Genomic DNA, 12473 nt, shown 5'->3' on the forward strand with positions numbered 1-12473 from the left:
ACTCCCGATCGAATGTCCGCACTGTCGCCAAGAAATGCGGCTCCTCGGGTTCGTGACGCACCCCGCGGAGATCGGAATTCTCGCTCCCCAGGCCTGCCGCGCCCCACCGCTAAAACCGGTCGAATCCTTCTTCGATCGGCACGGGAAGACTCCCTTCCTCGTCACCGCCGAAGAATCCACTCCCTACGAAACGATGGACTTTAACCAGCTCCGAGAAGAATCCAACGCCGATTTCGATCAACGCCAGACCGGGTAACGGAGTTCTTCGCGTTCGTTTCACCTTTTCAATCCCTTTCCGTCCGTTCCGGGGGCCATGGCCCCCCTCTCTTCCTGAATTCCGTTCGATTTCGTCTTGAGTCGGGTCCCAGCATGCTCTCCGGTCCCTCACAAGTCCCCTCCCCTCGCTTTGGCTGCGTACATTCCTAGCCCAATACAATCGTCGGATTTCTAGAAGTTACTATTGAGCAAAATTTCCTGACGCACCTTTCAAAGCTCCGGGACCTTTCGCACGAGCGGCTGCGGGACCTTCGATACGCTGACGACCGCCCCCGATTGCACCGGGTTCTGACCGAAATCTTCGATGGGATGGAGAAGTGGACGATCGACGATCTGTCCAGGGGAGAAAAGAACAAGTCGGATTTCTTTCGGGATCTGGCCGCCGGTTGCTACCAGGAGTTCTCCGAGCGGTACGCCCGCAACGAGAAAGTGCCGTTTGAAAAACTGATGTCGATCTTCGACAGCGTCATCTTCGTCGTCGAAAACTCCACGACGGAAAAAGGGTTTGCCGACCTGTTGAAAGCGCTGTTGGAGAGACTGGGGACGGCGATTTTACCGAAAGCGCACAAGAAGGAATGGATCGATTTGATTTCGCAAATCGGATCGATGTCGTTCGACGAGGCGGGGATGGTCGGGACCGGATACGGCCGGCAGCGGCTCCCGTTTCCGAAGGAATGCATTCAGTCGGAGATCCTCTGTCACGGTTACGGCGCGCATCAAATGTTCGGTGGAACCGCGACCGTCTTGGATATCGGCGGGCAGGATACCAAGGCGATTCAAGTGGATGAAAACGGCGTCGTGACCAGCTTTCAAATGAACGACCGCTGCGCCGCGGGGTGCGGGCGATACCTCGGCTACATCGCCGATGAAATGAATTTAGGTGTGCATGAGTTGGGGCCGCTGGCGCTGGAAGCGGGGCGCTGTGTTCGAATCAACTCCACCTGCACCGTCTTTGCGGGCGCGGAGCTTCGCGATCGCCTGGCCTTGGGCGAGCGGCGGGAGGATATTCTTCTGGGCCTTCACCGGGCGATCATTCTTCGGGCGATGTCGCTTCTGGCCCGGTCCGGTGGAATTCGGAACGAGTTCACATTTACGGGAGGGGTGGCCAAGAATCCCGCCGCGGTGAAGGCGCTTCGCCAGGTCGTAACGGAGAACTACGGCGAAATCCGAATGAACGTCCATCCCGATTCGATTTTCACCGGGGCGCTTGGAGCGGCGTTATTTGCACTGGAAAGTCCCGGAGCGCAGATGCTTCCGACCCATCAACTGATTAACAAGACAAGGGAGTCGTAAGATGCCGCTTACGGTAGGGATTGATGTCGGTTCCAGCGCCATCAAAGCCGTTGTTCTGAACGCGGAAGGGGACCAGAACAAAATTCTCCACCAGCGGGTCGATCGGATACGGCGGCGGGATCTCAAGAATGTCATGGAAGAGATTTACGAAGAGACGCTCAAAGGGGCAGGAGTATCGACGAAGAACGTCGAATACATCGCGACGACCGGGGAGGGGGACATGGTCGATTTTCGCACCGGCCATTTTTACAGCATGGCGACGCACGCGCGGGGCGCACTTTTCTTGGCGCCCGAAGCGCGGGGGGCAATTGACTTGGGCGCGCTTCATACGCGGGCCGTCCGGATGGATGAGCGCGGAAAAGTTCTGCAGTATCAAATGACGAGCCAGTGCGCTTCGGGTTCGGGGTAGTTTCTGGAAAATATCGCCCGTTATTTGGGCGTGACGCTGGACGAAGTAGGGGCGCTCTCGAAGACGGCCGACCGGCCGGAAATGGTGAGCAGCATTTGCGCCGTCCTTTCGGAGACGGACGTCATCAATATGGTGTCGCGCGGGATTTCGACGGCGAACATTCTAAAGGGGATTCATCTTTCGATCGCAACGCGGTTGGTGAAACTGATTCGGGCGATCAAAGTGGAAAAATTCATCGGCCTGACCGGAGGGTTGGCCAACGACGAAGGGTTGGTTGCAACGCTGCAGGCCGAACTCGACCGCTCCGGAACCCCGCTCCTGGTCGTGGCACACAAAGACTCCGTCTTCGCCGGAGCCATCGGCGCGGCACTTTGGGGGGCGTTTCGTGTGAAAAAAATGAATTCTTCTCCGCAATCGTAGCGGGGGTTTCTGCGGTGCCGGCGATTACACCAAAGTCGCTAGAAAAGTAGACGCGGGGAGTATATCAATTGTGGTCTCCCGATGGCGGATCCTCTTGATATCTCCCGGTTCTTTCGTAAGAACGAGCAACCGTTGGAGGCCGAGACGCCGGGCAAAGTAACTAAGAGAATTGAGGTGGTGCGGTTCGGAGCTCTTGCACTCGATCCCTAGGATCGGGTTTCTTCGGTTGCCGAGAACGAAGTCGATCTCTCTCTTTTCCCGGTCCTTGATATAGTTTAGCACCAATTCCTCTCCCTCGATTTCGTTTCGGAACAACACGTATTTCAGCAGATGAACCGCGACAAGGTTTTCGAATCGAATTCCAGGTTTCGCAATCTCGGTCCAATCCCAAAGATAGAATTTTGATTCCTTCTTCAACATTCGGCTCCTCTTTTCGGCGTACGTACCGATTCGAAATCCATAGAACAATCGTTCCAGAAGGTCGATCCAATGTTTTACCGTTACAAAGTGCACTTCCAGATCTTCCCGAAGCGAATTGATAGAAAGAGGGCTCCCGACTCGCTCGGGAAGGAGGAACATGAGATTTTCCACAAGGCTCATCTGGCGGAGGTTTTCTGTTTGAGCCAGATCTTGATTCAGCAACCGCTCCAAGCGGCTGATTCGCCACTGGCGGAGGAACCTAGGGCTGTCATGGATAAACGGCTCCGGAAATCCGCCTCGTTCCAAAAGATCCTCGAAGGCCTCTTGGTGAGACTTGGATCGCGAATCGAACTCCCCTTTTGTTAAGTCATCCAGCGATCGAATCTGAGTCGAATTCGCCACCAGCTCACCGACACTTAACGGGAGGAGGTGATAGGTGAAATGACGTCCCAGCAGAGAATCCTGCCCGCGTCGATAGACATTGAGTGCGGCGCTTCCGGTAACAATCCAATGGGCATCCGGTTCATGGGTGTCGAAAAGTCCTTTAAGCGTATTCTTCCATCGCTTGTATTTATGAATCTCGTCAAAACAGATCCGTTCTTTGGGCAAGATGGTCTTTCCCGGGAAAATCTCCGACAGGAGCTTCTTGCGATGGTCGGGAAGGTCCCAGTTGAAATAGTTTCGGCCTGGAACCGACCTCTCAAGAAGCGATTTCGCCAGCGTGGTTTTCCCGATCTGGCGGGGACCCGTCAGAAATACCATTTGGCGAAGTTCGACCAGATGCTGTTCCAAAAAGGGGCGAAGATAACGCTCCACAATAGCGACAAATACTCATGTAACTGAAAAAATGTCAAGTCAAAAATTCAGTGTATTGAATAAATGTCATATCCCTATCTCGCGTTCTCTCCTATCTACGGTGGTCGGATTTTGCCGGCGCCATCGGCGCGGCGCTTTGGGGGGCGTTTCGGCTCGCAAAACTGGGGGCGCACAACTGAACGGACTACTTCTCTTCCTAACTGGAAGGGAGCGCCGAAATTCCGGTTTTTGGCGGAAGTCGAAGAAACAAAACGCTCCGACGAAGCCAATTGCGCCAAAGGTGAATCCAGATCGCTGCGAGCCCGACAACGAGGACGAAATGAACGAGAGTACCTATTTGGATCATCGAATAATCCAGGGTTTTTTCCCAAACGAGAGCCATCGCTCCAGGGACGAAAAGCGAAAGATAGAAGAGGTCTTCATTCTTCATAACGGCGCTCAAGATTCCGGGGAGAGCGTACATGATGAACAAACCTAGAATGACGACTCCCTTGGCGCGTGTCCTGAAATAAAGACGGCAAATCTCGATCCACAAGGCGAACGAAGCAAACAATAAGAAAAAATTCGCCGAGGCCAGAATCGTACACCAGGGGTCGAGTCGGAAACTCCCGAAAGTTTGCGTGACCAACCCGGCCGTGGCGACAGAAGCCAGGACAACCGCGGTCGAAAAACCTCCCTGATGTATGACGTCCCAAATCGAAAGTCCCCGTGAGCGGATGGAAGCCACTCGAATGGCTTCGGGGTTCAAGCAGAACGGGGCGAGAATTGCCAAGCCAAGTGTCGAGAATGCACAATGCACCAAAGGTAGCGCACTTCTGGTGCCATAGCCCATGTTGGCTCCTGTCAGAAACTCCCCTCCCCACTCCTTCCAAATCAGTCCGTGCTGGAGAAAAACCACGATGGAATAAAGGATAAGAGCAGCATTCTTGGTAAATGCAGTGTCCGAGGGATTCGTGAGTTTCCGGACGGCGGCTCTCCAGAGAAAGACCGAGAATGTCAGCTGCACAATCAGCGTGTACGCGATCGGTGGAAGTGCCGTTGCAAATACTTTCGCGCTACGTCCCCACTCCCCGATTTCGTACTGACTAAAAGCAAGAAGGTGACTGATTGCATAAATGGGCAGCACGAAATTCGTAAGAGATAACTCCTTGGCCACCCAGCTCCAACTAGCGACACAAACCGCCAACAGCAAGAAAGCGATGCCCCCTTGTGGTTTTTGGCCGGCCATTCCGGGGAGGAACGCTAGGAGTCCAAACATCAGCGCAGATGAGAGCACCAAGACTTGTGTTTGAAGCCAAGTGGTCAGTGGCAACTCTCCCCATAGGCAGACGAGAAAGCCCGTGGGTACCAGGATCAGAGTCATATAGATTTCGCGCAATGGCGCTCCCAGCCAATATCCATGAACGAGTTCCGTCGGATAAAGGGGGGTCAGACGATTGGCATCCAGAAGCCCTGCTTTTCGTTCCTCGCTCAATACCCGGGCGATTTTGCTGAAGGCTCCGCCGACGAGAAGCAGGCCCTGCAATGCCAACAGCACAGAGTTAATGCCGTTCAGTTAAGCGGATAAAAGTTGTTGAAGGGGCCGGAGGATTTTGTAAGCTGAATGTGGAAACGCGAACGAATCATCAACCTTTCAAGGAGGAAAAGAAAATGACGCGTTCGCGGCGTAAACAAGAATTTATCAAGTATTCCAAGTAGTTTCAAGCAAAATCATCTCGTCGATCGAAAAAAAACACGAAACCGGAAGTTCAATCCGAAGACATTTTTTCTCGCGTTGGTGCATCTGATCGCGGGACGGAATCGGGAAGGATACGGCCATGCCCTGACCCGGACATGGGAAGATCTATCGCTTCCGTTCGTCGAGATTCCCGTCAAGAGTGCGCTCACGCAGGCCCGAGGGCGGATCTCGTTCCGGTTCTTTCGGGACATCTTCGAGGAACAAATTGAACAGTTTGAAGAAGAACGGCCGACGTACAAAGGGTTTCACATCTATGGGGTGGACGGCGATCAGATGTCGCTTCCGGCCGCGTCCGAGATTTTGGAGCACGGATATCGAGGCTATCCGTCGCCGGGGAAAAAGGAGACCTACTTTCCCCGGATGTACGTCACCCACGCGGTCGATGTGATGTCCGGCGTGAGCAAAGCGATTCGGTATTCTCCGCACAACGACGAACATCCCTTCGCCTGCCGACTGGCTCGAAGTTATGAGAAAAACAGCATCACGCTCTACGATCGGCTTCATCTCTCCGCAGAGCTGATTCGCGCCCATCATCAGGCCGGCAATCATTTCGTCGTTCGCTGCCGGCGAGGGGCCACGTTTTCCGAAGTGAAGACGTTTTTTCGAAGTCACCAACGAAACCTCGTGTTTGAGATGGACGGGATCCCGGTCCGTTTGGTCAAGGTTCGAAATCCGAAAACCGATCACGACGCGGTCTTTGCCACCTCGCTGCCGGTGGGTTTCCTCCGAAATCGAGAGATCCGGCAACTCTACGGCTATCGCTGGACGTGTGAAACCACGTTCCGGGATTTCACGTCCACGCTCAAAGCGGAACAGTGGCACGCCAAAACGCTCAACGGCATCTTGCAGGAATTCTATGCGGCGCTCTGGCTCATGAATTTCGCCAAGATCGAAATCTTTCGGAGAACGAAACCCCAGAAGGACTTCATGTGCGTCACGTACAAGAAGCCCAACTTCAAGTTGATCGTGGACTTTCTACGCGATCACTTCGCCCAAGCCCTGATCCACGTCTCACGTGCCTTCGAGTCTCGTCTTGATTTCCTGATCCAACGTACGATGGAACAACGAAAACATCTGCAGCGCTCATATCCGCGCCAGCTGCGCGAGGCTTCAACTCGCTACCCTCTCAACTCCCTTGTCAAACGGAGGGCTTAACTGAACGGCATTAAGCACAGAGTAATGCGCGATTCCGATCGATTTGTGGTCAAGGCCTTGCCGAAGGTCACTTAGGGCATTTGCCGCCGAGAGAAAGATGCATAGTCCAAGGAGACCGACAATGGATACGCCAGGCCAGAACCCTTCTCGATTTACCAACCGTTTCTGCGTCAGAAAAATAGGGTTGGAAAGCAGTTTCACATTACACTCCTGGCTCCGGACTCAAGAAAAATCTGCTCGAGATTTTGGACCCGCTCTCTCCATTCCGTGACCCTGACGCCCGCCCGAACTAACGAAGGAAGAATTTGATCCAGGGCCTCATCGTCTCCTGCAAAATCGAACGACGCGCGGTGTGCCTCGATCCTAAGATTTGAAACGCCGGCAAGATTCTTCAGGAGAGATTCCACGTCATGGTCCGAAGTGCGCCAAGAAAGGAGCATGCTTCGGCTTCCTTTAACGTTGGCCAATTCTCCGATTGGCCCGCTTAATATCAATTGGCCTCGTTCCATAATTCCCACGTTGTTACAAAACTCGGCTAGTTCCGTGAGAATATGAGAGGAGACCAGAATCGCCTTTCCCATACTCCGAAGCTGTAAGAGAAGTTTTCGAAGCTCGATTCTGCCCAGAGGATCCAAACCACTTGCGGGTTCATCAAGCAGAAGGAGTTTAGGGTCGTGGAGTAGGGTCTTTGCAAGCGTTAGGCGTTGTTTCATTCCTCTCGAAAGGCCGTCACAGAGTGCGTTTCTTTTCTCCGTCAACCAAGTCAGTTCAATGCACTCGGATATTCGCTTTCCCCGGTCTGGAAGGTCATAAGCTCGGGCAAAGTGGTCCAAGAATTCCATTACGGTCAGCTTGTCGTACACCGGTGAAAAATCAGGCATGAATCCGAACAATTGATTGGTGTCTCGCGGGTTGCGTGAGATCGGCTGGCCACAGATGTAGATCTCGCCGCGGGTACACTCTTGCAGCCCCGCGATGGCTCGCATGGTAGTGGTTTTTCCGGCTCCATTAGGACCAATTAAGGCGTACACATCACCCGCTTCGAGTTCCATCGAAAGGCCGTTCACGGCTATGACATCTGGAAAATCAACGCGCAGATCTTGAATCGATAGGAGAGGAGGCACTTCGGAATCATATCCCAATACCAGGTGAGCGCGAAGAACGGCGTTATCGGCGCGACGCTCTGGGGAGCGTTTCGGGCGAAGAAAATGAACCCTTCTCTGCCATCGTAGCGGGGATTTATGCGATGCCTGTCAGCCGTACTATTTACGGTATTAACACCGGGTCACTGGCGCCGCCTGAGCTGCCGCTACTTCCGCCTCACCGTCTGGAACGAAAACTTGCTGGGCTCCATCACATTGCCGGCCATGTCCATGGCACCTGTTACCTGAATTTCAATTGTCTTGTTGTATGGGAATTGTCCAAACCCGTCCGCCGTCACGATGTTTCCGTTGATCGTTACATGCCCCACCAAGGGTTCAGCACTCTTATTCCCAATCTTCATCGCGAAGAACAGACCGGAACACGGCGCAATCTCTTCGTCGAACGTCAGGGAAATAGCCGTATCGATGGCCACATTTGTGGCTCTGTTGGCTGGAGAGGTCGCTTCGAGTATTGGGGCGCTGGAATCCCGCGCTCCAGTCCCCAACAAGGAGACCAAGCCGTAATTGTAATTGGCAATTGAAATATCGTTCTTGCCGTCAGAGTTGATATCCGAAACCGCCAACCCCTGTGGATTAAAGTGGCTTTGATACGGTACAGCGTATGTCTCAAAGGGATTCAAGTTCCCACAAGAATCTTGTGTATAGATCGACACGGTATTCCAACCGCCGTTGCCGAGGACGACATCGGAACGACCGTCTCCATTCACATCGGCTACTTCGATGGCTTCAGGAATATGATAGGCGGAAAGCATTTGGACCGGCCCAAAGCTTCCTTCTTGATTTTGGATAAACAACCCGAGCCAGGAATTTGGAACGTTTCCTCCGATGCTCACGGCAATATCGTTTCGGCCGTCACCCGTGAGGTCGCCGATGGCTACGCCATGGGTCATGCTGGCCCATGAAGTTCCAGTTACATACTGGACGGGCGCGCCGAAGGACCCATCCGCCAATTGATGAATCACGACCAGATCCGCGAGTAAGCCCTGCCCGCGCATGAAGAGTATGTCGTCTAAACCGTCATGGTTAAGGTCGCCACAGTCAATCTCGTCGTATCCCGCATGTGCGATTGAAATCATCGTTTGCGGGCTCAGGGATTGTCTTGCCGGGTCCTGAAAGAAGATCGAAAGAAAATCAGAATTCCAATTCGATGCCACCGCGTCGAACAATAGATCCTCGTTGAGTCGACAGATTCTTACACTGTCGGGCCCCGCGCCCGCCGAGTGATCGATGCCGCTGTCCAGCGAATGCGCAACGTTTTGATGAAACACGCGCACGCTGTTCGTAGTAGAAGCGGCGACGATAACGTCGGTCAGTCCGTCTCCATTCAGATCGCCTGTGTCGATGCCACGGACCGTGGCGCTGGCGGTGTCGTATTTCGCCGATTTGACCAAATGACCCACGTCGTCTTGGAGAAAAAGATGTATTTTCTTGTCGTTGTCCGGATCAAAGTATGAAGAGGTTCCGACTACGACATCATTCTTTCCATCCGAATTAACATCGCCCGTAGCCACAACTTCGGCCCACGATCCGGTGGATTGGTAGGAAAAGGATTCAAACAACGGCCCGGCGCTCAGCTCCGCTTGCCGGGTCGAACGATCGTTGGATCCGCGAAACCCTTCATCGGAATAACGAGTCGGGTTTCCGTTCGAATCGAATAGAGGATGACCAAAGAGATCCAAGCTCTCTTCCGGGACCGGATTCAATGAGTCCACACTTTTTGAGTCGGTAGAGCCTGAAGAAGAATCGGTCCTGTGCTCTCCGCAAGCCGCCAAAGTACATACCGATAGTCCAACGACAAGATACATTCTTAGTGTTTGCATGAACATCCTCCAAACCCCTAACGTGAACAATACTGCTACGCCCTACTGCAACGCACGCGCCAGATTCTCAGTCTCTAAAGAATTGAAGAATCCTGAGGAGTTTCAGCAAGATTCAAGCCGCTGAAAACCTGCTCGCCGCTACTGAAGTTACCGGTGAGTCGTTACTTAATTTCAATTTCCAGCACAGCTCCTTGACCGGCGGGGGAATCGACCCCCCTATCGGGGATTGCCATCCGCATCCCTTCGACAAAAAACAGCGCATAAGCTTCAGACGCAATGCCTAGATCAGGTTCCACTTATTGCAGTTGGACGACAGTCGGAGGCTATTGAAGCACTTGGTCTTCGCGGCCGAGGAACCGATGCCCTACGAATCCTTCGACTTTAGCCAGGTCCGAGAAGAATCCAACGCCGATTTCGATCAACGAATCGCCGGGTAACGCATTCTCTTATTCAAAGTCCGGCGAATCCGCTCAAGTTCATGCCCCGAGTGAGCCTCGGCTCTCTCAATCCTCCCCTATTTCCCGCTTCTCCATCCTCGTTCGTCTCCCTTTTCACATCGGTCGCGTCTATATTCCCTCCCAACCCCCGGGCTTCATCCTTCCGTACAATCCTCCCATTCTTGAAATTTCCTTTTAGGTAAGGATTGCTGCCGACGCTGGACGGCGACTTCAACGGCGACGGCTATGCCGACGCGTTGTACGCCCGTGACCGGCGGCAGCTCTCGTTCCTTCTTCAAAAACCGAACGCGGGGGGGATTTTTCCCTCCTCTCCGTCGGGAACGTACGATGTAACGGTTCCCCGGCTCATCCAAATCGGCGATCTCACCGGCGATGGAAAGAGCGACGTCGTTCTCTTCGACCGCCGCGCCTCAGGGAATCAAAAATTTACGGTACTTCTCAACGCTGGCAGGCTTTAACAATGCCATGTGAAAGAACCAGGATCAGAAGTCTGGACACGCGTTTTGCGTTTCACTGTATGATAGGTTTCTTCTTGCCTCCACCCGGGGGTGGGGAAGAAGAGCAAGGAGCAGCCCCGATCGTAACTGTTACTGAGTTGGACGAGGCGGAAACATTTCCTGCCGCATCAAAGGCGACCACCGTATACATGTATGAAGCATATGTGCCGCATGTTACGGGGGGTCGGACGGTAAGATCTTGATAGGTCGTGGAAGGACCGATTTGAGCAATCTGGTATCCGTTTCTACTGATCCTGTAGCCGCCAACATTCGTATTGTCAGTTGAAGGACTCCACGCCAGATCTACTTCGTTTTGGAGAACCCGCGTCGGTGCCAGATTTGATGGGGCTGAGGGGGGGAGTTGATCCGGCGTCGTAACGGTTATGCTTGCAGTTTCCGTCATGTTGCCCGATGAATCGTAGGCTCGTGCTTTGATCGAATGCGTACCTGGAACGTCGGAAATTGTGTCCCAGGATGCTTTATAAGTACCGTCAACGTCACGCGTGGCGGGGATAACCGTCGTATCTTTTACAAACTGAACCGACGCGACCGACACGTTATCTGACGCAGATGCCGTTAATGTTGCGGCGCCTGTGAGGGTGGAGCCGTTGGTCGGGCTTAATAGCGCTATGGTTGGAGGCGTCTTTTCGCCGACAAAGAATGAGATGGGAGCGCTCGCACCAACGTTGCCAACTTTATCTACGGCAGTCACATAAATTGTTTGATTTCCCAAAGGCAAATTCAAGGAAGTGACGAACGGTGGCCCGTAGACTGGGCCAACATATGTTCCGTCCCCTTTATAGAAATATGTATACCGAATTCCGTATGCATCCGACGCATTGGCGGTGATCACGACGGGATTGAATACGATGGATTGGCTTGCGGGGGACGTAATTGTTACTTGAGGTGGAGTTAGATCTAGGGTCACTGTGCCTTCAGAAGAAGTGGCTTGATTTCCAGCCGCATCGTACGCAATGGCCCGAAAGGTGTGTATTCCAGCTGTCTCGTTTCGTGTGTCCCAATCGAAAGCAAACCAGTTGGTGTTGGTGCTACTTGCGTACAGCGAAGGAGTGGTATCGACAGCGATTGGAGTCGGGTCGGAATCTTTAAAGAATTCCACGCGCACTGCATCTACGTTGTCGGAAGCAAGGGCCCCTACGCCATTTAATCCTGGGCCAACGACATTAACGAATTGTTCTCCAATGTAGGTACCGGGGACTTTGACTGAAACGGTCGGAGGCGTGATGTCGGCCACTCCTACGCTTACGGTGGCGCTTGTGCTCGTGTTGCCTCTCATATCGATCGCCTGGGCATAAATAGATCGCGTTCCAGGTGGAACATCCAACGTCAGCGAATATGGGGACGTCGGATCACATCCCTTACGGACAGAATCGACATAAAAACAAACTGCAGAAATGCCGCTTTCATCCGACGCCGTTGCGGACATCAGAATTGGATCGTTTATGGAAGAACCGTTGGTCGGTGACGTTAGTGTGACAGAAGGCGGAGTCGTATCCGTTTGTACGGGTGCAACGTTCACTGGCAAAATGATTTGATCTTGCGACCCTGTCGCATCCCTGACGGTGACATAGATCGCGTTTGGACCGGGCGTTATGAACGTGCAGGAACCGGTGCTTGAAGGGGACTCATTCCAGTAGATCCCCGGCCCGCATTGAAAGTAATATTTCAACGCGCCGCCGTCTGGATCGTAGCTTGCGCTTGCATCTAGATTGATCGTAAGCGGGATCGGGCCGGAGAGGCGGTCGGCCGTCACATTTGCCAGCGGAGGTTGCCCGGTCGCGCCCCCGACAGAAACCACAACGCTGTCGCTCGTAGAGACATTTAGCTCCCGATCCACCATGAACGCCCGAAGGCGATACATGAGTGGCCCGTCCAAGACCAAGCTGAGAGAGTTATTCCCGATCGTTGAGGAACGAACCCATCCGTTGTCAAGCGTCCAGTATACGGTTCCGCCTTCCGGATCACTTGCGGCGAGCGAGAATGTGAA

9 protein-coding genes and 1 pseudogene are annotated in these 12473 nt (G+C 53.4%); 5 read left to right on the plus strand and 5 right to left on the minus strand.

Going from position 1 to position 12473, the window contains the following annotated elements:
• The 3 genes and pseudogenes from VI895_04170 to bcrD all read left to right on the plus strand — a co-directional run.
• A partial coding sequence (locus tag VI895_04170; GenBank protein ID HLG18999.1) for a hypothetical protein occupies positions 1-256 on the plus strand: 256 nt, incomplete at its 5' end.
• Between the two features lie 296 nt (positions 257-552).
• The gene (locus tag VI895_04175; GenBank protein HLG19000.1) at positions 553-1569 is read left to right on the plus strand and encodes a BadF/BadG/BcrA/BcrD ATPase family protein; all 1017 of its coding nucleotides are present in this window, start codon (positions 553-555) and stop codon (positions 1567-1569) included.
• Between the two features lies 1 nt (position 1570).
• Positions 1571-2398, plus strand: a pseudogene (gene bcrD, locus VI895_04180) (benzoyl-CoA reductase subunit D).
• 24 nt (positions 2399-2422) lie between these two features.
• On the opposite strand, the gene VI895_04185 reads toward bcrD, so the two are convergent.
• Both VI895_04185 and VI895_04190 read right to left on the minus strand, forming a co-directional pair.
• A complete protein-coding gene (locus VI895_04185) occupies positions 2423-3634 on the minus strand; it encodes an ATP-binding protein (GenBank protein HLG19001.1) in 1212 nt (403 codons plus the stop codon).
• A gap of 196 nt (positions 3635-3830) precedes the next feature.
• Positions 3831-5171: a hypothetical protein gene (locus VI895_04190; protein ID HLG19002.1), complete on the minus strand. Its 1341-nt coding sequence runs from the start codon at positions 5169-5171 to the stop codon at positions 3831-3833.
• Between the two features lie 150 nt (positions 5172-5321).
• Between VI895_04190 and VI895_04195 the strand changes: the two genes are divergently transcribed.
• Complete coding sequence (locus VI895_04195) at positions 5322-6527, plus strand: IS4 family transposase (protein HLG19003.1); 1206 nt, start codon at positions 5322-5324, stop codon at positions 6525-6527.
• A 197-nt stretch (positions 6528-6724) separates the two neighbouring features.
• Here the strand turns inward: VI895_04195 and VI895_04200 are convergent, their stop codons facing one another.
• Complete coding sequence (locus tag VI895_04200) at positions 6725-7651, minus strand: ABC transporter ATP-binding protein (protein ID HLG19004.1); 927 nt, start codon at positions 7649-7651, stop codon at positions 6725-6727.
• Between the two features lie 185 nt (positions 7652-7836).
• Positions 7837-9402 carry an FG-GAP-like repeat-containing protein gene (locus VI895_04205; GenBank protein ID HLG19005.1) on the minus strand — a complete coding sequence of 522 codons (1566 nt, stop codon included), beginning with the start codon at positions 9400-9402 and terminating at the stop codon, positions 7837-7839.
• 751 nt (positions 9403-10153) lie between these two features.
• On the opposite strand from VI895_04205, the gene VI895_04210 reads away from it, so the two are divergent.
• Complete coding sequence (locus VI895_04210; GenBank protein HLG19006.1) at positions 10154-10426, plus strand: VCBS repeat-containing protein; 273 nt, start codon at positions 10154-10156, stop codon at positions 10424-10426.
• A 52-nt stretch (positions 10427-10478) separates the two neighbouring features.
• Here VI895_04210 and VI895_04215 read toward each other — a convergent pair.
• A partial coding sequence (locus VI895_04215; GenBank protein ID HLG19007.1) for an Ig-like domain-containing protein occupies positions 10479-12473 on the minus strand: 1995 nt, incomplete at its 5' end.

The organism is Bdellovibrionota bacterium (genome assembly GCA_035292885.1).
Lineage (GTDB): Bacteria > Bdellovibrionota_G > JALEGL01 > JALEGL01 > DATDPG01 > DATDPG01.